Consider the following 20,603-nt stretch of genomic DNA (forward strand, 5'->3'; position numbering starts at 1 on the left):
CGCCCGGCCCGCCGCTCAGGCGGCGAGTCCGGCCGGTTTCACCGCACCGGGTCCGAACCTCTCCCGCAGCAGGTCCGCCACCGCCTCGATCCGGTGCGCCCGTTCGTCCGCCGGGTCGAAGCTGAGCTGGCGGGAGGCCCGCCCGGCGTCGTCCAGCCCCTCCGCGCGCAGCGCGATCCCCCGCACCCGGGCCCGCTGGAGGCCGAAGGACTCGTGGATGCGGTAGGCGAGCGCGGTGAGCGCGGCCGAGTGCGCGGTGGGCTCCCGCAGCGCACGGCCGCGGGTCAGCGTCGCGTAGCCGGTCCGGTCCGCGTACCGCACCGAGACCGCGAGCGACCGGCACACCTGCCCCTCGCCGCGCAGCCGCGCGCCCAGTTCCTCGGTGAGCGACAGGAGGGCGCGGCGGTGCCGCTCCGGGGCCAGTTCGTCGCGCGGGAAGGAGCGTTCGGCGGCGATCGAACGGGCCGCGGCGTTCGGCACGACCCGGGTGCGGTCGACGCCGTTGGCCCGCTCCCAGAGGTCGCGCCCCGCGCGGACGCCGAGGATCCGCTGGAGGGTGGCGAGCGGCGCGGCGGCGATCCGGCCGACGGAGTCGAGCCCGTACCCGCACAGTGTGCGGGCGGTCGCGGTCCCGACGCCGTCCAGGGCGGCGGCCGGCAGCGGCGCGAGGAACCCGGCCTCCTCGCCCCGGGGCACCACCAGGGTGGTCCCGGGCGCCGCCCGCCGGGCCGCCATCCGGGCCAGCAGCGGGTTGCCGGCCGCCCCGATCGCGCAGTCCACGCCGTGCAGGGCCAGCGCCCGGACCCGGATCACCGAGGCCAGGCCCACCGCGTCCTGCCCGAAGTAGCGCAGCGCGCCGCCCACGTCGGCGAGCGCCCCGTCGGGCGGTGCGGCCTCGACGACCGGGGTGAACGCGCCGAGCAGGGCCAGCAGTCCGGTGTACCCGGCCCCGCCCGCCGGCCCCCCGCCGGCCCCGCGGAACCGCAGGCAGAGGATTCCCGGCTCCTCCCGCGCCTCCCGTGTGCCGCTCATCCCGCGCTCCCCGGCGACCGGTGCCACAACTTCCTTCCGGTGGGGGTCCCTTCGCCGGGCGGCTGGAGGTCGGCCCAGGGGTTCATCTCGTAACCCGTCTCCATCCGTATCCGGCGTCCGGCCCCGGGGGCCCGCGCCGCGTCCTGCGCATCCTCCTCCGCTCCCTCCGCTCCCTCCGCTCCCTCGGCCAGCCGGGCCGCGACCGCGTCGAGCCCTCCGGTACGCCGCAGCGCGGCCAGCTCCGCGAGGTTCCAGGCGGCCGAGCCGACCACGGTCAGGCTGCGCGGACCGCGCCGCTGCACCACTCCGCGCACCAGCAGCAGCCACGAGTGGAAGACCGTGTGCGCGCAGGCGGCGTGGCTGTCGTCGAAGAACGCCAGGTCGACCAGGCCCGTACCGTCGTCCAGAGTGGTGAAGATGACCCGGCGGCCGGACCGGATCGGCGGCGTCTGGGTGGCCGCCTTGGCCCCGGCGACCAGCACGGTCTCCCCGTGCCGGGCCTCGCGCAGCCGCTTGGCGGAGTACGCCCCCAGCCCCTCCAGGAAGGCGTGGTGATCGCCCATCAGATGGCGCGAGACGTCCATGCTCAGCACGCCCAGCTCGGCGCTCAGCCGCTCCGCCTCGCTGAGGTCGGGCAGCCCGACGGAGCTGGTGCGGCGCCCCTCCTCCAGCGGGAGCTGCGCGCCGGACGCGGCGCCCCGGTGGGCCCGGTGCAGCTCGGAGAGGTGCAGCAGCAGATCCCGGCGGTTGGCCCCGAAGGCGTCCAACGCACCGACCTGCGCGAGCCGTTCGGCGACCGGACGGCTCGGCCGGGCCCGCTGCCAGAAGTCCAGCAGCGAGGCGTAGGGCTGCTCCGCCTCGATCCGGGCGGCCTCCGCCTCGCTGATCCCGTGGACGTCCGAGAGCGCCAGCCGCAGCCCCCAGACCTCCTTTCCGCCCGCACCTTCCTTATCGTCGGACACCAGTTCGATTCGATGGGCGGACGCCGACCGGTTGACGTCCAGCGGCAGCACCGGCACCCCGCGCCGCCGGGCGTCCGCGAGCAGCAGCCGCTTCGGGTACATGCCGGGGTCGTGCGTGAGCAGTCCGGCGTAGAAGGCGGCGGGATGGTGCGCCTTGAGCCAGGCCGACTGGTACGTCGGCACGGCGAAGGCGACGGCGTGCGCCTTGCAGAAGCCGTAGCTGCCGAACGCCTCGATGATCTCCCAGGTCCGGGCGATCACCTCGACGCCGTAGCCCCTGGCCGCCGCGCGCCGCGCGAACCAGACCTTGATCAGGCTCTGCGACTCGGGGTGGGAGAGGCCGCGCCGCACCCGGTCGGCCTCGCCCCGGCCGCAGCCGGTCATGATGTCGACGATCTCGATGATCTGCTCGTGGAAGACGACCACGCCGTACGTGCCGCGCAGCGGGCGCTCCAGGTCGGGGTGCGGGAAGCGGACCGGCGCGCGGCCGTGCCGGGCCTCGATGAACGGCCGCACCATGTCGGCGGCGACCGGGCCGGGGCGGAACAGCGAGATGTCCACGACCAGGTCGTGGAAGGTGGCGGGCTGGAGCCGGCCGACCAGGTCCCGCTGCCCGGGGGACTCGATCTGGAAGCAGCCCAGCGTCTCGGCGGACCGGATCAGCCGGTAGGTCTCCGGATCCCCCGGCGGTACGGCGTCGAGGTCCACGCTCCGGCCGGAGGCGCGCTCCACCTCGGCGACGGCGTGCGCCATCGCCGACTGCATCCGCACGCCCAGCACGTCGAGCTTGAGCAGCCCGAGGTGTTCCACGTCCTCCTTGTCGAACTGCGCCATCGGGAACCCCTCGCCGCTGGTGGGCATCACCGGTGTGCGGTCCAGCAGTCCGGCGTCCGAGAGCAGCACCCCGCACGGGTGCATGGCGATCCCGCGCGGCAGGGCGTCGAGCCCTTCCACCAGGTCCCAGAGCCGCCCGTACCTCTCCCGGTGGAGCGCGACCTCCTTCAGCTCGGGCAGCTCCTCCAGTGCGGCGCGGGCGTCGCGGGCCCGGATGTGCGGGAACGCCTTGGCGAGCCGGTCGGTCTCGGCCGGGTCCATGGAGAGCGCGGCCCCCACGTCCCGGATGGCGTGGCGCACCCGGTAGGTCTCGGGCATGGCGACGGTGGCGACGCGTTCCGCGCCGAAGCGCCCGATGATCCGGCGGTAGACGTCCAGGCGGCGGGCCGATTCGACGTCGATGTCGATGTCGGGCAGCACGAAGCGGCGTTTGGACAGGAAGCGCTCCATGAGCAGTCCGTGCTCGACCGGGTCGGCGTGCGCGATGCCGAGGAGGTGGTTGACCAGGGAGCCCGCCCCGGAGCCCCGCGCGGTGACCCGGATACCCATCTCTCTCACGTCGTCCACTACTTGAGCGACCGTCAGGAAGTACGAGGCGAAGCCGTGGTGGGCGATGATGTCCAGCTCGCCGTGCATCCGGTCCCAGTACGCGCGGTCGCGGTCGTATCCGCGCAGCACCATCCCGGCGGCGGCCCGGGAGGCCAGCACCCGCTGGGCGGTGCGCCGGCCGGCGCCGACGAGATGCGGTTCGGGGAAGTGGACGCTGCCCAGGCCCAGGTCGGCGGCGGGGTCGACGCGGCAGGCGTCGGCGGTGCGCCGGGTCTCCTCCAGCAGCCGGGCCGCGGCCCCCTGCCCGAGACCGGCGGCCGAGGCGATCCGCCCGGCGGCCTCCCGCATCGCCGGGGCGTCCTTGAGCCAGCGCTCACCGCTGTCCAGGGGCGAGCGGCGCGGGTCGAGGGGGACGAGCCGGCGGGCGGAGTCGAGCACGTCGGCGACGGGCCCCTGCCCCGGGTCGGCGTACCGGACGGCGTTGGTGAGCACGGCGCGTACGCCCTGCTCGGCGGCGAAGCCGACGGTACGGGCGGCCAGCCGCAACGATCCGGGGCCCGCGCCCGCGCGGCCGTGGTCGACGGCTTCGAGGCGCAGGTCGTCGCCGTACGCCTGCCGCCAGGGCGCGAGCAGCGCGGCGGCCCGGTCCGGGCGTCCGGCGGCGAGCGCCCGGCCCACCTCGGAGGCGGGGCCGAGCAGCACGGTCAGCCCCTCGGCCGGCAGCGCGGCGCGTCCCACCAGCGGAGGTCCGGGCGGGCCGGGGGCACCGGGCTCCCGGGCGTGGGCGGCGGTGACGAGCCGGCACAGCTCGGCCCAGCCGCGCGCGCCGTCCCGGGCGAGGAAGGCGGCCCGGGGCGCGGACTCGTCGACGAAGGCTCCGCCGCGGGCGGGCGTACGCGGTCGCCGGGGCCGCGGCCCCTCCTGCGCGCCCCCGGCGAACGGCTCCACCGCGAGGTCCGCCCCGAAGACCGGCCGCACCCCGGCCTCCGCGCAGGCACGGGCGAAGCGGACTGTTCCGGCGAGCGTGTCGCGGTCGGTCAGCGCGAGGGCGTCCATGCCGCGCCCGGCGGCGCACTCGGCGAGCCGTTCGGGGTGCGAGGCCCCGTACCGCAGGGAGAATCCCGAAACGGTGCGCAGATGCGTGAACCCGGACATCGCACCTCCTGGACCGTTCCGCCGCTCACCACCCCCTCGTCCTCCACCATAGACCAAGTTTCGAACGTACGTACGATAGGGAAGTGTGGCCCGGACCACCGCCCGCCGCACGCGAGAGGCCCCCGGCGGACCGGGGGCCTCTCCTGCTGCTGCGACGTTCCGGAACCGACCGGCCCGACGTCAGCCGATCTCGGCGCCGTAGGCGGCCAGCGCCTCCGGTACCGGCTGGAAGAAGGTCTCGCCTCCGGCGGAGCAGTCGCCGCTGCCGCCCGAGGTCAGACCGAGCGCGGTGTCGCCCGCGAAGAGGGCGCCGCCGCTGTCGCCCGGCTCGGCGCAGACCGTGGTCTGGATGAGGCCGTTGACGACGTCGCCGCCGCCGTAGTTCACCGTGGCGTCCAGCGCGGTGACCTCGCCGTCGTGCACCTGGGTGGTGGAGCCGCTGCGGGTGACCGCCTGGCCGACCGTCGCGTCGCCCGCCTTGGTGATCGCCTGGGTGGACCCGTCGTAGAGGTTCACCTCGCTGGGGTGCTCGGTCTCCGAGGTGTACTTGACCAGGCCGTAGTCGTTGTCAGGGAAGCTGGAGCCCTCGTTCGCCCCGATCTCCGTGCCGCCCTGCGCGTCGGACCAGCTGGTGACCGACGCGGTGCAGTGGCCGGCGGTCAGGAAGTACGGCTCGCCGCCCTTGACCACGTTGAAGCCGAGCGAGCAGCGGGAGCCGGAGCCCCAGATGGCGTCGCCGCCCGCGATGAGGGGCTTGAACTCACCCGCGGTGCGGTTCAGCTCGGCCTTCCCGCCGAGCCCTTCGACCACGGCCGAGAGCTTCTTCCAGGCCGCGCCGCCGACCGTGCGGTCGGCGGTGACGACCACCTTGTTGCTCACCGGGTCGACGGCCCAGGAGGTGCCCGGGATCGTGGCCTTGTCGGTGAGGGTCTGCCGGGCCGACGTCAGCTCGGCGGTGGAGTTCTGAACGATTCTGGCCTTGCCGCCCGCCTGGCGGACCTGTTCGGCGGCTGCTTCGTCGACGACGTTCACGACGAGGGTCTTCGCCTCGGCGTCGTAGTACGTGCCGGCCGCGTCCGCGCCCAGCTTCCGGTCCAGGGAGGCGGACAGCTTTCCGGCCGCGTCCGCGCTCAGGGTCCGGGCGGTGAACTGCGGTACGTCGTCACTGGCGTTCGCAGTCTGGAACGTGAATCCCGCTGCCACCAGGGTGAGGACGGCCGTCGCGGCCACCGTGGAGCGCTTCCCGGTTATGCGTCGATGCTTCAACTTCGACCTCCTGTGGGGCCGTGTGCGGACAAGTGGGGTGCCCGAACACGGAGGATGGGGCGTCCACTATTCCGAGGTGACCCATCGCACACAAGGTCGACTTCCGGACGCATACACGACAACGACACGTCTGACAGGCCGTGTTCGCTCACCAGCAGTCCTACCCGGCCGGTTCCGTTCGCGAACACCCGGTGCGACCGAAGAAGCCTTCCGGGTGAGGACTAGTCCTGTCCGGTATTCGCCCTCCGAGTCCGCATGTCGTTCCCAACTGTCCGCATGCCGACGGAAATCGCCTTGCCGCAGGCCCCCAGGACCTTCACAGTTCCTGCCGCCGAGGAGTCCCCGTAACGCCTCTGATGGGTCATCATCGAAGAGCAGCACACGGCGGGCACACCGTGTCCGGACCGGCCGGGGGACCGAGCGGAGGAGGCACGGGTGCGCGATCGGGTGCGTGCGGCGGACGGCCGGCATCTGATGGTGGAGCGCCTGGGAGATCCGCGGGGCAGGCCGGTCTTCCTGCTCCACGGGACTCCGGGCAGCAGGCTCGGGCCCGCTCCCCGCGGCATGGTCCTCTACCAGCGCCATACACAGCTGATCGCCTACGACCGTCCGGGGTACGGCGGTTCGGACCGGCACGAGGGCCGCCGGATCAGCGACGTCGTCGAGGACGTCCGCGCGATCGCCGACTCGCTGGGTCTGGAGCGGTTCGCCGTGGTGGGCCGTTCCGGCGGAGCGCCGCACGCCCTCGCGTGCGCGGCGCTGATGCCGGAGCGGATCACCCGTACCGCGGCCCTGGTCGGTCTCGCGCCCTGGGGCGCGGCCGGGCTCGACTGGTTCGAGGGGATGGCCGCCTCCAACGTGCTCGCGTACTCCACGGCGGCGGCCGACCCGGACGGGCTCGCGGAGTCCTTCATCGTCCGCTCGGCGCAGATCCGGCAGGACCCGGTCCGGCTCCTGGACGACCTGCGCCGCGAACTGACCGACTCCGACCGGCTGGTGGTCAACGACGTGGGCATCCGCTCCATGCTGCTGCGCAACTACAGCGAGGGGCTGCGCACGTCGGCCTACGGCTGGATCGACGACGCGATCGCGTTCTGCCGCCCGTGGGGTTTCGAACCGGCCCGGATCGGCGGCCGGGTGATGCTCTGGCACGGGGAGAAGGACGTCTTCTCGCCGGTCGGCCACTCGCGCTGGCTGGCCGGGCAGATCCCGGGCGCCACCACCGTGCTGGAGCCGGCCGCGGCGCACTTCGACGCGCTGTCCGTGCTCCCGCGCGTCCTGGACTGGCTGCTGGACGACCGGGAACACCCGGACCTGCCGGCGCGGGCCGCGGCGCCCGGCGGGTGAGCCGCGCCGGGGCCGCGGGGCGCGCCCGGCGGGCGGCCGGGCGCGCGATCACACCGACATCGGCTCCAGTTCGCGCCGGAAGCGGGCCTCGGTCCGCGCTATGCGGGTGAGCGGGTGGTCGTCGCCGAGCTGCCGCGACAGTTCGAGGACGAGCTCCGACCGCAGCTGCACGGCCTCCTCCTCGCGCCCCATCGCGTCGAGCGTGACCGCCATGTTGGAGATCATCGCCAGCGTCTCCGGATGGTGTGCGCCGAGCGCGTCGCGGAACTGCCCGGCCAGCCGCTGCTCGGTCTCCAGCACGATGCCCAGCTCGCCCCGGTCCGCGGTGGCACTGGCCAGGTTCATCACGCAGAACAGGGTGTTAGGGTGGTCGCGGCCGAACGCCTCCCGCATCGAGGCGACCACCTGCGTGAGCGTCCGCTCCGCCTGCTCCGGCTCGCCGGCCCCCGACAGGTAGACGCCGAGGTTGTTCAGGGCGGCCAGGGTGTACGGGTGCTTCTCCCCCGGCACCTTCATGTACTGGTCGACGACCTCCTGGGCCGTGCTCCGCGCCTCGGCGGTCTCCCCCGCCGCGTACAGGTCGGCGGCCAGGTTGAGGTCGCAGGCCAGTGAATCCGGGTTGGCGATGGTGTACTTCGCCCGGTAGCGCGCGCGGGTCGCCACCGTCAGCCGGCGGGCGTCCTCCAGCCGTCCGGCCCGGCGCAGCGACACCGCGAGGCTCTTCGCCGCGCTCAGCGTGGCGGGGAAGCTCCGGCCCATGGTCTGCTTGAAGCTGTCGTAGGCGCGGCTCAGCAGGGTCACCGAGTCCTCGTAGCGGCCGACCTCGCGCAGGTCGCGGCCCAGGTTCATGGCGGAGGACAGGCTGTTGGGGTGCTCCGGGCCGAGCACCTGCGAGCGCAGGTCGTAGACCTCCTGGTCGATCTCCCGGGCGCGGGCGTACTGGCCGACGCTGCGCAGGTTCAGCGCCAGGTTGTTGGCGGCGGCCAGGGTGCGGGGATGCGAGTCGTGGAAGATCTGGCTGAAGCCCTCGTGGGCCTCGGTGGCCATCTCGATCGCGGTGCCGTAGTCGCCGAGCAGGCCGAGGTCGATGGCGAGGCTGCTGGTGGTCATGTAGGTGTGCGGGTGCTCCGGGCCCAGCACCTCCCGCTGCCGCTCGAGCGTGAACTCGTCCAGCTCCTTGGCCTCCACGTACCGGCCGCGGGTGCGCAGGATGTTGGAGAGGTGGAAGCAGAGGTAGAGGTACTGGAGGTCGCGTTCGCCCAGCTTCTCCAGCCACACCTCCCGCAGGTCGTCGCCGAGCGTGGCGGCCGTCCGCACGTCTCCGCGCTTCCACAGGTAGCGCACCCGGTCGATCAGCAGCCTGCGCGTCTCCGGCTCCTTGCAGTGGCGCGCCTCGGACGGACCGAGGTGCGGCCAGATGGTGGCGAACCGCGGCCAGGTCTCGGGGTTGTCGATCGGCTCGTCCCCGTCGGGCCGGGCCCCGGCGAGGATGCGGTGCACGACGTGCCGGGCGTCGCGCTGCTCCTCCTCGCTGAGCTGGGCCTTGATCACCGCCTGTACGAGGCGGTGCACCTGGACGGAGTTGGAGACCTGGTCGACCTTGGCGAGGGCGAAGCGGCCGATCTCCCGGATGACCCGGCCCAGCACCAGCTTCTCCTGGAGCGAGGCGTCGTACGGCTTCAGCGCCGCGATCATCTCCTTGCTGTAGAGGAGGTTCGCGGAGATCGGCTCGGGCGCGAAGAAGGCGCAGAGCTGGAGCAGCCGCACGGCCGCGGGCGAGCGCTCCCTGAGCCGGGCGATGGAGATGTTCCACGTCGCGGCGACCGGCTCCGGGTAGCCCGGAGGCTGGTTGAGGGCGAGCACCTGGGGTGCCTGCTGGGCCAGTTGCTCCAGGTAGGCGTCGATCGGGGTGGCGGTCTCGGCGATCCAGGCGGCGGCCTGTTCCACGGCCAGCGGCAGGTCGCCGACGGCGACGGCGACCTGGTCGGCGTCCGCCGCGCTGAGCCCCGGGGCGCGGCGCTGGAGGTGTTCGACGGACTCCTCCCGCAGGAAGACGTCCACCGGCAGGGCGTCGCCGTGCTGGGACCAGCTCTGGTTGCGGGAGGTCACCAGGATGTGGCCGGAGCCGCCCTGCGGGAAGTAGCGGCGCAGTTGCTCGGGGTCGTCCGCGTTGTCGAAGACCAGCAGCCAGCGGTCCGAGGGGACGCCGCGCCGCAGCAGGTCGACGGCCTCCTTCGAGGCCGCCGCCATGTCGTCGCCGCCCTGGGCGCCGAGGCGGACGGCCAGTTCCGCGAGCGAGGCGACCACGTCGTCGGTCTGCTCGGAGGAGATCCACCAGACCAGGTCGTAGTCGGCCATGAAGCGGTGCACGTACTCCAGCGCGACCTGGGTCTTGCCGACGCCGCCGAGTCCGTAGAGCGTCTGCGGCTGCGGCAGCACGACGGCCATGCCGCCGCCGAGCTGGTCGCGCATCCGCTCCAGCACCGTCGAGCGGCCGGTGAAGCCGGGGTTGCGGGGCGGCGCGTTCCAGATCCGGGGCACGGTGCCGGGGAAGCGGGGCCCCGGGGAGACCCCGTCGGCCACCTGCACGGGGCGGTCCAGGGCGCGCATCAGCGCGGTGGTGGCGTGCACCTCGTCCAGCCGGAAGAGGTCGACCGGGTTGCGGTCGATGTAGGGGGCCGTCAGGCGCACGTCCCCGACCCGCAGGGGCAGCAGGTGGCGCCGGCCGCCGCCGGGGTCCTCCGCGACGGCCCGGTTCCACACGTCCACCGCGCGCTGCGACTTGAGGTAGGCGCCGGAGAGCAGGACGACGGTGCGCGCCGCGTTCTCGGCGGTCACCGCGGTCGGCTCCGGCTCGTCCCGCCCAGCAAAGACGTCGCGCGGGACCACCCGGAAGCCGGCCCGGGTGAGGACCGATTCGACCCAGTCGGCCCACATCCGGTTCTCCGCCACGTAACTGAGGAAGAGGTCGGCGGGCAGGGCGGGCCTGCGCCGGGTGAAGGCGTCGCGGATGCGCAGCCGCACCTCCTCGCCGATCGGCGGCATCGAGGTGATCTCGCGGTCCGTGATGACCGCGGCGAGCCGTTCGAAGGCGGAGAGCAGCGAGTTGGTGAGCCCGGCCTCGTCCCCGAAGGTGGCGAGCGTCTCCTCGTAGGCGTAGTAGGGGCGGTACGGGATCTCCACCGCGCCCCAGTAGGCGGTGAGTTCGTCGCCGGACAGCTCGCGCGGGATCCGGTCGAACTTGAGCCGGGCCAGAGCGCGTCCGGCGTCCGCCTTCTCCTTCTCCCCCTCGTCGATGCGCATGGGGACGGGGAAGATGGAGATGGGCCGCCCCGTGTAGCGCTCGGCGATCTGGCGGGCGACGGCGGCGGCCCCGTCGATGGACTGGTCGCTGAGGGTGAAGCAGTCGACGAGTACGTCGGGCAGGTGGACGGTGCAGATGTCGGCGATGTCGCTGAGGCCGGTGCGGCTGTCGATGAGGACGTAGTCGTAGTTGGCCTTCATGTCGTCGCGCAGCGCGTCGAAGAAGTGGCCGCCGCCGAGCCGGTCGTAGAAGTTGTCCCAGTCGAAGGTGGACACGGTCGCGGAGTACTCGCGGTTCTGCCGGCCGGCCGAGACGAAGTCCAGCGTGCCGCCGCGCGGGAACTCCCAGCCGAGCGCCTCCGGGGTCAGGGAGACGGCGTGCGGCTGGATGCGCGCGTAGTCGCGGTGCCAGTCGTCGGCGCGCCGGGCGGGGCTGGTCGCGGCCCAGGCGTACTCGGTGATCAGGTCGATCACGCCGGTGGTGGCGCCGAGGGTGGCGGGATCGAGGAAGGGGTGGAAGAACCGGTGGAGGCCGGGCGCCTCCAGGTCCCAGTCGACGGCCAGCACCCGCTTGCCGTTGGCCGCCAGGATCCAGGCGGTGTTGGCCAGGGCCATGGTGCGCCCCGTGCCGCCCTTGTACGAGTAGAAAGTGACGATGCGCCCGTCACGACCGGCACTCATAGGTCCTCCGCTTCCGTCGCAGGGTCGTGCGGGTCGGGGGTGTAGCTGGTGCCGCCCATGCCCATGGGGCCGGTGAGCCGGGTCCGTTCGCCGGAGCCTGACCCGGAGCCCGGCGGGTAGGCCGTGGCGTGTCTGAGGTACTGCTGGGCGGCGACCTCGACGACCTGGGGCAGGATCTGGCCGAACGCCTCCATGGTGGGCACCCCCTTGGCCGCGACGCGGCAGAAGGCCCGGCCCTGGCTCATCTTGACCGGCATGGTCGCGTCGAGCTTCTCGGTCAGCTCGGCCTCGGCGGCCCGGCTCTGGTGGTCGTCCCGGCTCCACGGGACGACCATGGTCACCCAGGGCCGGTCCGCCGTGTCGAAGGCGGCGAGCCTGCGGCGGCGGTCCTCGTCCTGGAGGGCCCAGCGGTCGACGAGCAGGATCTCGGGGGTGCTGGGCGGGGCCTTGCCCTCATTCTGGCCCGGCTCCTCGTCGAACGAGGTGATGTGTGCCTGGTAGTTGAGCGAGCGCACCAGCTCCTCGGCGACGTAGGCCAAGGGGCGGGCGGCGGCCGGATGGTAGGGGTTCCAGTCCTGCGGATGGTCGCCGTAGTACGCGCTGTCGCGGCCCTCGGGCAGGTCGTGGCGGGTGGGTGCGGCGACGGTGATCTGCATGGGCCGCGGGGCGCCGACGCCGCTGCTCCGGGAGCCGAAGGCGCTGGGCGCGAGGCGGTAGTCGACGGGCCGGCCGGTGTCGATGCGTACGGTGTCGGCGACGCTGACGATGCGCTTGGCCAACTCGTAGACGGCCCGTTCGTACTCCTGGGCGAAGAGGCGGAGCTTGATCAGGCCGTAGAGGCCGTCGGTGACGTACCGCTCGCCGAGGTCGCGGTGGTTGAACTGCAACCGCTCGGCCGATCCCGGCAGTTGGCTCGGTGGCACCGGCACCCACAGGGCCGGGACGATCGCCTCGGCGCTCTGGTTGGAGCGGGCCCGGTGGTGGATGGCGCGCTGCTCGAACGCGTGCCACTCCTTGCCGCACATCTCGCTGGCGAAATACCGCGGTGAGAACAGCGGAACGAAGACGCGGCAGGTGGCGAGCACCTCGCCGAGCCGTTCCGACCAGCCCTCACCCGAGCGTATCTCCCGGTCCATGAAGCCCGCGGAGGCGCTCGCGGGCAGATCGGTCATGGCCATCACATGGCCGCAGAGGTCCTGGAAAAGCCGTTCGACCCACATATCGGGGTCCGTTCCGTTGCCGTACCCCGGAGTGTGGGCGTAACTCAGAAAGAAGTACGGCCGATGGTCCGCCGCTCGCTGCTGCGTCGATGCGTGCACACGACCCCCGTCCTGTGTGAGCACTCGCATCCGAGGAGTGGGAAAGGGACGCGAGCGAATTCATCATTCCGGAGCGCACCGCGCTCCACCCCCCTGCCGTTCGGTCATTGAACGCTTCTTTTCGGTCATCCGTCAGGATGTTCGACGAGTGGCCCGCGAGATCGGAACGGTCTTACCACCGTTCCTCCCAGTTGTCCCGTGTGTGCCGCTGATCTCCTTGCGGAGAAGGGCGAGCAGTTGCTTTCCGTCGACGGTCGGTTCGGCGGCCTTCTCGATCATGTCGAGCGCTTCGGGCACCCCGGCGAGAAAGCGCGGTTCGAAGAGGCCGAGCCCCGCCCTTTCGAATGTCTCGGAGAGGAGACGGGAAAACGGAACGCTTTCGTCCTGCCAGGGCGCCCGGTGGCGCCAGGCGCCGTCCGAGGCGTAGAGATCCGTCACCTCGGTGAGCGCCTTCAGTTTCGCCCGCCGGAATCCGCTCAGCAGCCCCAGCGCCAGCTCCCGCGCGTCGGCCGTCAGCACCGCCCCGAGCCCGCCGTACCCGTGCCGGCCCGGTCCGGCCGGACCGGAGGCGAGCGGGGTCAGGGTGGTGATCGCCGCCGCCTCGGCTGCCTGTACCGGCACGGCGTCCTCCAGCAGCGCCCAGGCGTCGGCGAGCCCCCGCGCCCAGGCGTCGGCCTCGGCCGGGCCGAGCCGTTCGGCCGCGGCCGTGCCGAAGCAGTCGCGGTGGGGATCGAGGTCGTCGAGGACGGGTCCGGCGGCGGGAGCGGGGCGCAGCGCGCGCACCGGCCGCCAGCGCGGACCGTCGGCGGGGCCCGGCACGACGCGCAGGTCGGCGGCGCCCTCCCGGCGGACCAGGAGCACCCCGCCGGCGGTGCGCACCACCGCCGTACCCTCCTCGCCGGGGCCGGCGATCCGCGCCTCGCCGAGCGTGGGCAGGTACACGCGGCCGTCCCGGTAGGTCACCGGCACCGACAGGTCGAGCCCGGCGCGCACGGCGGCGGCGGCGACCGACACGGCGAGCCGCTCGGTCGGCAGCCCGGCCGGGTCCCGGCCGTCCCTCAGCGCGCGCAGCGTGTCGAGCAGCCAGGTGCGGGTGTACGGGTGCGCGAGCACGGCGTCCAGCGCCCGCGCGCCCCCGGCGCTCCCCTCCAGTTCGCCGGCCAGCCGCCAGGACGCGTCCCAGACCTCCGAGCCCCGTCCGCCGAGTTCGTGGTGGAGGGCCGCGAGGAGGGTGCGCGTCAGGTCCTGCTGCGCCGCGGCCAGTTCGGACGGCGCGCGTACGGCGGGCGACTCGGTGGCCGCGGCCGTGCGGTCCTCGATGCCCCGCACCAGGGCGGCCAGGTCCTCGCAGTAGACGGACGGGTTGTCGAAGCCGTCGGCGGCGCGGTAGCGGTGGGTGTAGAGGCCGCCGCCGCACGAACGTACGACGGGGCAGCGGCGGCAGGTCCCGCTGACCCCGGCCAGACCGAGCTGGCGTGCGCGGACCCCGGGGTGGGCGGCGACCTCGTCGAAACTGTTCCGGAAGACGTCGAAGCCGGTCGAGGCGGCGCCCTCGTAGGCGCTCTTGAGCGAGTCGACCTGTTCCAGCTGCCCGTCGGTCTCGATCACGACGAGGTCGGTGGGCGCCAGGCCCAGCGACTCGGTGAGGCCGGGGCCGCCGCCGAGGGTGGAGAGCACCGAGGAGAAGAGCCGGACGGGCACGGGGCGGCCCTGCTCCGTCCAGCGGTCGAAGACCGCCAGGAGCCAGTCGGCGTACGCGGTGGCCGATCCCTCCGGCCGCGGCGGCGGCTCGTCCCAGGTGGCGTGCGGCAGCAGGAAGTCCACGAGAGGCGGCTTCAGCCCGGCGAGGGCGTCGTGCACCGCGACCGGGTCGTTGCGGACGTCGACCGTGCAGAGCAGGCCGAGGTCGAGGTGGCGGTAGCGCTCCTGGTGGAGCAGGTCGACGGCCCGCAGGACGAGCGGGTGGCTGGTGCGTCCGTCGGCGAAGCGCCGGTGCCGGTCGTTGGCCGCCCGGTCGCCGTCCAGCGAGATGCCGACCCGGACGCCGAACTCGTCGAACAGGTCGAGGTAGCGGGGGCTGAGCTGGACGCCGTTGGTGTGGATCCTCAGGTCCAGCTCAGCGATGCCGTCGAGTGCCGAGCCGAGCTCCTCGCAGACCCGTCGCAGCCGCGCGGGCCCCGCCAGGAGCGGTTCCCCGCCGTGCAGGATCACTGTGAGGGAGGGAAGCGCATGCGTGGCCGCATGCTCGGCCAGGCGTCGGGAAGTCCAGGAAATCGCTTCGTCGGAGATGGTCCTGGGGCGGGTGCGCCAGCTCTGATCCGCGTGTTCGTAGACATAGCAGTGGTCGCAGGCCAGATCGCACCTGCTGTGCACCTTGAGAACGAATTCACGGAAGGGGACCAGGGGTCCTGTCATTCCGTCATTCTAAGGGCTGTCCCCAGCTCCCGGTGGGCCCGTTCAGAGAGCCGAACTGAAGGTGGAGATCCGGGTGGAGCGGCCTGGTGAGGCGTCGATGACACGGCCGAGCTTCCTGGCGGCTTCGGCGCTGCGGGCGTCGGTCGCGGCGAGGGTCGTGCGAGTCTTCGCGTTGGCGAAGGCGGGGGTGGTTCCGTAGGTCTTCACGGCCGTCCTCGGGGGTCCTTGAGGGTCTCATTCCGGACAGGGGAAACGCTGCCGGTTTCTGCATAATTGCAGGGTCCGGCAGGCAGACTTTACTCCCATCCCGACCCTGCCACACGTCGGCGGACAAGCCTTCCCTCCTCGTTTCGAAAGCCGAAACCCGGCCCCGCACCCCGGTCGGGTCAAGCGGAAATGAACCGGTCGCGGAATGGCGCGCGGGATAGCCGCTGGTGAGCCGGACGACGGGACCGGAACGGCCGCCTCCGGCCGCGCGCAGGGGCGACTTCAGGACGATCCCGGCGACGGCCGGAACGTGCGGCCGAACGGCTCACCGGACCCGATCGGTTCGCGGCGGGGCGGGTTCCCGGCGAGCGGACCGGTGCTCCTGGAGCCCCGCCGGCCGAGGCGGGGCCGGACCGTGTCCGCGCGCGGGCGCACGGCGTCCGCGCGGAGGGCCGGGGCGGTGTGGCCGAAGCCCGCCGGGCGGCCTCGCGCGGGCGGCGGGCGCTCTTGCCGCGCCCTGCCCCCGCCCCTACTCTCATGGCCCGGGCGGGACGGCGCCACGAGCGGCAGGCCCACACCGACAACTGCAGACGGGGGTGGCCATGACGGCGTTGCCAGGACCGCTGAGATCCATGGTCTTCAGGAACGAGGACCTTCCGGCGCTCTTCCACCACACGGACGCGGTCGCCGTGGCACGTCAGCGGGAGGCCGTGAACACCACGAGGGTCCAGTTGGCCCTGCTGGTGGCCGGTGCGGTGCCCACGGCGCTGCCGTGGAGCGGGCAGGACGGTCCGGCGGCGCGGCTCCTCCACGTGGTCGCGGTCCTGGCGTACCTGGGCGTCCTGTTCACGACCTATCTCGCCTCCCGGCGCAAAGCAAAGTCGCACTGGCAACTGAACCGCTCCGCCGCCGAGTTCATCAAGTCGCTCTGCTGGCGCTACGCGGTGCACGGCTCGCCCTTCGACACCGCCACGCCGCATCCGGAGGCGCTGTTCGCCAACCGGCTGGAGGAAGGACTCCAGGAACTGCGGAAGGTGGGCTGGTCCGATCCGCGCGAGGCGATGGCGGAGTCCGGCGGGGCGGTCATCACGGACGCCATGCGCGCGTTGCGGGAGAAGGCGTTCACCGTGCGCAAGGAGACGTACGTGCGGGACCGGCTGATCGAGCAGCGGCGGTGGTATCGCAGGCGGCGGCTGGTGTCCCGGCGCGGGGCGCTCGTGTGGTCCGGGGCCGTCGTCGCGCTGACGCTTCCGGCGCTCGCGCTGAGCGTGCCGGCGGCGTTCGGGGCGGGGAGGTCCTTCGGACTGACCGGGGTGCTGTCGGCGGCCGGTGCGGCCTGCCTCGCCTGGAACGAGACGCGCCGCCACCATCCGCTGATCTCCGCGCACTCGCTGGTGGAGGAGGACCTGGAGTCGATGCAGGCCGCGATGGAGACCACGCTCACCGAGCGGCAGTGGCCCGTCGCCGTCTTCGAGACCGAGCGGATCGTGTCGCCGGAGCACACCGACTGGCTTGCCCGGCACCGAACTTGACGAATCGTCAGGTGCGTTCCACTCCGTCCCGCCAGATGACGGTGACCGGCCGGCCCAGCGCCCGTGCGTAGGTGACGATGTCGCCCGTGCCGCCGAGGCCCCGGGCCGGGAGGCCGTCCCAGACCGCGAGCAGCCGGTCGCAGTGGTCGGCGATGTACGCCCCCGCCGCGTAGTACGCCTCGTCGGTGGAGTGCGGGAAGTCGAGGCGGACCTCCTGGGCGGCCCGCGCCCTGAGCGTGCGGTAGCGGGCCAGGTCGGCGGCGTTGTCGAAGCAGGCCTCGTAGTCGCCGCTGGGGATCACCGCCGTCAGCTCCGCGCCGCAGGTCAGCGCGAGGTCGGCGAAGAGCTGGTCCGCGCCGACCGCCAGGCTGGAGAGCGCCTGCGTCGCGCCGTCGAGGCCGCACAGGGCGGCCCGCAGCCCGGCCAGCACATGGGCCCGCGCGGCGGCGGGGATCGTACGGTGACCGGTCACTCCGATGCGATTCACGGACCTGCAACCCCCTGGTGTCCGCGGGGGCTTCGGCGGACTCGCCCCGCAGCCCGACAAGTGCCCGCCCCCGTGCCTGCCTGCGCGCCCGATCGTGGGCCCATCCTCTCAAAAGCCGCGGGACGTACGGGAGCCCTCGTCCGGAATTCCGGAGGAGGGCTCCCGTGCCGGAGGTGCGCGCGGCGATCCCGTCGGGCGCCGGGGCGTCCGGGTCAGGCGTCGATACGGTTCCGCTCCCCCGCCGGGACGGGCACCGCGAGCGTGTTGCCCGGCGGCGGGAACGGGCAGATGAAGTGGTCGGCGAAGGCGCACGGAGGCAGCAGGGCCCGGTTGAAGTCGACGCCCACGCCGCCGTCGGCGTCCGGGGCCCCGGGCCGCAGGAAGCGGAAGCGGTAGCTTCCGTTCCCGCTGGTGGCGTCGGCGAAGACGGCCCACAGCGAACCGTCGGGCTCCACCGCGGCCTGGAGCGTGTGCTCGTCCGCGCCGACCGTGAAGGCGATCTCCCCGGCCAGAGCGAGCCCCCGCTCCACCCCGTCGGCGTTGGCGACGCGGACGGTCCGGTCGGCGGCGTACGGGCGGAACGTCCCCCGCAGCGCCCAGGCCGGGTCGTACGGGGTCGCGTCGATGGTCGAGAAGGCGTGCCGGGCCGCCGAGCCGGGGTCGAAGTCCCGTACCGCCCAGAGTCCTTCGCGGCGCAGCACCACCAGCCGCCGGTCCCCGTGCGCGACCCGGGAGCCGCCGGCGGGTCCGCTGTCCGCGCCCAGCCGGACCTCGCCGGCCTGCGGGGCGCCGTCGACCGTGAGCCCTTCCTCGGCACGGGCGGTGAGCACCACGGCGTCGCCCTCCTCGCGCCACTGCCCGGGGACGTTCGCGATCCTCCCGTCGGGGTGGTCGGACAACCAGTGGGTCCCGGCCAGGGAGAGGGGCCCGTGCGGGACGGCCACGGCGACGACGCGCTCCCGGTGCCACCGCTGCCAGTCCCGCCGGGCGTCCTGCTCGCCGTCCGCTCGGTGCTGTCGTACGTCCGTGCTCATGCGGTCAACCTTTCCACACCGGCTCCGCCAGGCCGAGGTGCGACCGCAGGGTGGAGCCGGAGTACTCGGAGCGGAAGGCTCCGCGTTCCTGGAGGAGCGGGACGACCCGGTCGACGAAGTCGTCCAGGCCGCCGGGGGTGAGGTGCGGTACGAGGATGAAGCCGTCGGCGGCGTCCGCGTCGACGAAGGCGGTCAGCTCGGCCGCGACGGTCTCCGGCGAGCCGATGAACGACTGACGGGTGGTCGTCTCGATGACCGTCTGCCGGATGGAGAGCCCCTTGGCCTCGGAGACCGCGCGCCAGCGGGCCGCCACCGCGAGCGGGTCGCCGTGCCGGACCCGGCCCTGGACGATCTCGGAGTCGGGCACCGGGTCGGTCGCGGGGAGCGGCCCGTCGGGGTCGTACCCGGAGAGGTCGTGGCCCCAGACCTGTTCCAGGGCGAGCAGCGCGGTCTGCGGCGAGACCTGGCGGCGGCGGATCTCGGCGGCCCGCTCCTGGGCCTCGGCGTCGGTGTCGCCGACGACCACGGTGACCCCGGGCATGATCGTGAGCTGGTCGGGGGTCCTGCCGTACGCGGCGAGCCGCCCCTTGACGTCGGCGTAGAAGGCGCGGCCCGCCTCCAGCGTTCCGTGGCGGGTGAAGACGACGTCGGCGGCGGAGGCGGCGAACTCCCGGCCCTCGGCGGAGTCCCCGGCCTGGATCACCACCGGGTGGCCCTGCGGCGAGCGCGGCACGGTGAACTCGCCGGAGATCGTGAACTGCGGGCCGTCGTGCGCGAAGGGCCGCGAGCGGCCGTCGGGCGTCCAGGCGTCCCACAGTTCCCGGGCGGCGGCGACGAACTCGGCCGCCCGCGTGTAGCGTTCGGCGCGGTCGAGGAAGCCGCCGCGGCGGAAGTTCTCCCCGGTGAAGGCGTCGGAGGAGGTCACCACGTTCCAGGCGGCCCGGCCCCCGCTGAGGTGGTCGAGGGTGGCGAGCCGGCGGGCCAGTTCGTACGGCTCGTTGAAGGTGGCGTTGACGGTGGCGGCGAGGCCGAGCCGGTCGGTGACGGCGGCCAGCGCGTTCAGCACGGTCAGCGACTCGGGCCGGCCGACCACGTCGAGATCGTGGATCAGGCCGTTGTGCTCGCGCAGCCGCAGTCCCTCGGCGAGGAAGAAGAAGTCGAACCTGCCGCGCTCCGCCGTCCGCGCCAGGTGCTCGAAGGACGAGAAGTCGATCTGGCTCCCGGAGCGCGGATCGGCCCACACGGTGGTGCTGTTGACGCCCGGGAAGTGGGCGGCCAGATGCATCTGGCGGGGCACGGTCAGCCCTCCTTCGGCGCGGTGGGGGCGGTGGCGGCGTAGCGGCTGGCGGGGCGGACGAGTCCGAGGTGTTCGCGCAGGGTGCCGCCGGGGTGGAAGGTGCGGAAGAGGCTGCGGTGCTGGAGGAGGGCCACGGTGCCGTTGACGATCCTTTCGAGGTCGCGCTCGGGTGTGATGGGCGTGAGGTGGAAGCCGTCCGCCGCGCCCGCCCGGTGCCACCGGGCGATGAGGTCGGCGAGGTCGACCGGGCCGCCCCGGAAGTAGCCGCCCCGGCCGGCCAGTCGCGGGCCGCTGTCCAGTCCGGGTTCCGGGGCCGTCTCGACGTCGCCTAGGTCGACGGTGAGGGCGACCAGGATCCGCAGGGCCGCGGGGTCGCGGCCGAGGGCGGCGGCGCCCGCGCGCACCTCGTCGCGGACGGCCGCGGCCTGTTCGGGCGTGACGGCCCGGATGTGGACGACGTCGGCGTGCCGGATCGCCGCCTGCCGGGCCGCGGGGGTGGTGGCGTCGATGACGGTGACGGGCCGGCCCTGCGGCGGGCGCGGCACGATGGCGGGACCGCGTACGGAGAAGGCGGAGCCCTGGAAGTCGACGTAGTGCAGCTTGTCCCGGTCGATGAACCGGCCGGTGGCGGTGGAGCGGATCTCGGCGTCGTCCTCCCAGCTGTCCCAGAGCCGGGCGGACACGTCGGCCACCTCCCCGGCCTCCTGCCACAGGGCGGCGGGCGGCGCGGCGGAGCGGCGGCCGAACAGCCGGGCCTCCGCCTCGGTGGTGGACACGTCCGCGATCCAGCCGGCCCGGCCGCGGCTCACCCAGTCCAGGGTGGCGACGGCGGAGGAGACGTGGAAGGGCTCGGTGTGGGTGGTGGTGACGGTCGGGACGAGGCCGACGCGGTCGGTGGCGGGCGCGACGCGGGCGAGGACGGCGAGCGCGTCGAGCCCGGGGCGGGCGAAGGAGTCGCCGAGGGTGACGTAGTCGAGCGCGCCGCCTTCGGCGAGCCGGGCGAGGCGGAGGTAGTGGCCGGCGTCGTAGTGCGGCGGGCCGCCGATCTCGGCGGCCAGGTGGAGGGAAGTGCGGACGGACATGCGGGACCTCTCGGATGGGCGGTCGGTCGGGGCCGCCCGGGGGCCGGGCGCATCGGCCGCGGGCCCCGGGGGCCCGGCGGATCCGGCTTGGGGCCCTGGGC

13 protein-coding genes are annotated in these 20,603 nt (G+C 73.6%); 2 read left to right on the top strand and 11 right to left on the bottom strand.

Annotation, left to right across the window (positions count from 1 at the left end):
* Window positions 1-15: 15 nt before the first annotated feature.
* The 3 genes from EES43_RS04795 to EES43_RS04805 all read right to left on the bottom strand — a co-directional run bounded on the left by EES43_RS04795 (window position 16) and on the right by EES43_RS04805 (window position 5,798).
* Window positions 16-1,032 carry a DNA polymerase Y family protein gene (locus EES43_RS04795; protein WP_124267525.1) on the bottom strand — a complete coding sequence of 339 codons (1,017 nt, stop codon included), beginning with the start codon at window positions 1,030-1,032 and terminating at the stop codon, window positions 16-18.
* Window positions 1,029-4,532, bottom strand: a complete 3,504-nt coding sequence (dnaE, locus tag EES43_RS04800) for a DNA polymerase III subunit alpha (RefSeq protein ID WP_124267526.1) — start codon at window positions 4,530-4,532, stop codon at window positions 1,029-1,031. Before dnaE ends, EES43_RS04795 begins: the two co-directional genes overlap by 4 nt.
* Before the next feature lie 180 nt (window positions 4,533-4,712).
* Window positions 4,713-5,798 carry a S1 family peptidase gene (locus EES43_RS04805; protein ID WP_124267527.1) on the bottom strand — a complete coding sequence of 362 codons (1,086 nt, stop codon included), beginning with the start codon at window positions 5,796-5,798 and terminating at the stop codon, window positions 4,713-4,715.
* A gap of 435 nt (window positions 5,799-6,233) precedes the next feature.
* On the opposite strand from EES43_RS04805, the gene EES43_RS04810 reads away from it, so the two are divergent.
* Entirely contained in the window at window positions 6,234-7,145 is a 912-nt protein-coding gene (locus EES43_RS04810) for an alpha/beta fold hydrolase (protein WP_124267528.1), read from the top strand.
* Window positions 7,146-7,193: 48 nt separating this feature from the next.
* Here the strand turns inward: EES43_RS04810 and fxsT are convergent, their stop codons facing one another.
* The 4 genes from fxsT to fxsA form a co-directional block, all read right to left on the bottom strand.
* Complete coding sequence (gene fxsT / locus EES43_RS04815; RefSeq protein WP_124267529.1) at window positions 7,194-11,129, bottom strand: FxSxx-COOH system tetratricopeptide repeat protein; 3,936 nt, start codon at window positions 11,127-11,129, stop codon at window positions 7,194-7,196.
* Window positions 11,126-12,478, bottom strand: a complete 1,353-nt coding sequence (gene fsxC / locus EES43_RS04820; protein ID WP_164493116.1) for an FxsC protein — start codon at window positions 12,476-12,478, stop codon at window positions 11,126-11,128. The genes fxsT and fsxC overlap by 4 nt, the downstream gene beginning before the upstream one ends.
* Window positions 12,479-12,580: 102 nt before the next feature.
* Window positions 12,581-14,863, bottom strand: coding sequence for a radical SAM/SPASM protein FxsBH, inactivated beta-hydroxylase extension form (fxsB, locus tag EES43_RS04825; RefSeq protein WP_124267530.1), 2,283 nt, complete (start codon window positions 14,861-14,863; stop codon window positions 12,581-12,583).
* Between the two features lie 42 nt (window positions 14,864-14,905).
* Window positions 14,906-15,070, bottom strand: coding sequence for an FxSxx-COOH cyclophane-containing RiPP peptide (gene fxsA / locus EES43_RS04830; protein WP_124267531.1), 165 nt, complete (start codon window positions 15,068-15,070; stop codon window positions 14,906-14,908).
* A 632-nt stretch (window positions 15,071-15,702) separates the two neighbouring features.
* On the opposite strand from fxsA, the gene EES43_RS04835 reads away from it, so the two are divergent.
* Window positions 15,703-16,602: a DUF4231 domain-containing protein gene (locus EES43_RS04835; protein WP_206429990.1), complete on the top strand. Its 900-nt coding sequence runs from the start codon at window positions 15,703-15,705 to the stop codon at window positions 16,600-16,602.
* 7 nt (window positions 16,603-16,609) lie between these two features.
* Here EES43_RS04835 and EES43_RS04840 read toward each other — a convergent pair whose 3' ends face one another.
* The 4 genes from EES43_RS04840 to EES43_RS04855 all read right to left on the bottom strand — a co-directional run bounded on the left by EES43_RS04840 (window position 16,610) and on the right by EES43_RS04855 (window position 20,502).
* Complete coding sequence (locus EES43_RS04840; RefSeq protein WP_124267533.1) at window positions 16,610-17,089, bottom strand: hypothetical protein; 480 nt, start codon at window positions 17,087-17,089, stop codon at window positions 16,610-16,612.
* 212 nt (window positions 17,090-17,301) lie between these two features.
* Entirely contained in the window at window positions 17,302-18,123 is an 822-nt protein-coding gene (locus EES43_RS04845) for a DUF1684 domain-containing protein (protein WP_124267534.1), read from the bottom strand.
* Between the two features lie 4 nt (window positions 18,124-18,127).
* Window positions 18,128-19,408: an NtaA/DmoA family FMN-dependent monooxygenase gene (locus tag EES43_RS04850; RefSeq protein ID WP_124271789.1), complete on the bottom strand. Its 1,281-nt coding sequence runs from the start codon at window positions 19,406-19,408 to the stop codon at window positions 18,128-18,130.
* 14 nt (window positions 19,409-19,422) lie between these two features.
* Window positions 19,423-20,502, bottom strand: a complete 1,080-nt coding sequence (locus EES43_RS04855) for an LLM class flavin-dependent oxidoreductase (protein ID WP_124267535.1) — start codon at window positions 20,500-20,502, stop codon at window positions 19,423-19,425.
* Window positions 20,503-20,603 lie beyond the last annotated feature (101 nt).

Source organism: Streptomyces sp. ADI96-02, from assembly GCF_003846185.1.
Classification (GTDB): domain Bacteria; phylum Actinomycetota; class Actinomycetes; order Streptomycetales; family Streptomycetaceae; genus Streptomyces.

What these genes read in the sequence shown, in the direction of transcription:
- fxsT (WP_124267529.1), bottom strand. Translation starts at nt 11,129, where the DNA reads ATGAGTGCCGGTCGTGACGGGCGCATCGTCACTTTCTACTCGTACAAG.
- fxsB (WP_124267530.1), bottom strand. Translation starts at nt 14,863, where the DNA reads ATGACAGGACCCCTGGTCCCCTTCCGTGAATTCGTTCTCAAGGTGCAC.
- EES43_RS04850 (WP_124271789.1), bottom strand. Translation starts at nt 19,408, where the DNA reads ATGCATCTGGCCGCCCACTTCCCGGGCGTCAACAGCACCACCGTGTGG.
- dnaE (WP_124267526.1), bottom strand. Translation starts at nt 4,532, where the DNA reads ATGTCCGGGTTCACGCATCTGCGCACCGTTTCGGGATTCTCCCTGCGG.
- EES43_RS04795 (WP_124267525.1), bottom strand. Translation starts at nt 1,032, where the DNA reads ATGAGCGGCACACGGGAGGCGCGGGAGGAGCCGGGAATCCTCTGCCTG.
- fsxC (WP_164493116.1), bottom strand. Translation starts at nt 12,478, where the DNA reads ATGCGAGTGCTCACACAGGACGGGGGTCGTGTGCACGCATCGACGCAG.
- EES43_RS04845 (WP_124267534.1), bottom strand. Translation starts at nt 18,123, where the DNA reads ATGAGCACGGACGTACGACAGCACCGAGCGGACGGCGAGCAGGACGCC.
- EES43_RS04835 (WP_206429990.1), top strand. Translation starts at nt 15,703, where the DNA reads ATGGTCTTCAGGAACGAGGACCTTCCGGCGCTCTTCCACCACACGGAC.
- EES43_RS04855 (WP_124267535.1), bottom strand. Translation starts at nt 20,502, where the DNA reads ATGTCCGTCCGCACTTCCCTCCACCTGGCCGCCGAGATCGGCGGCCCG.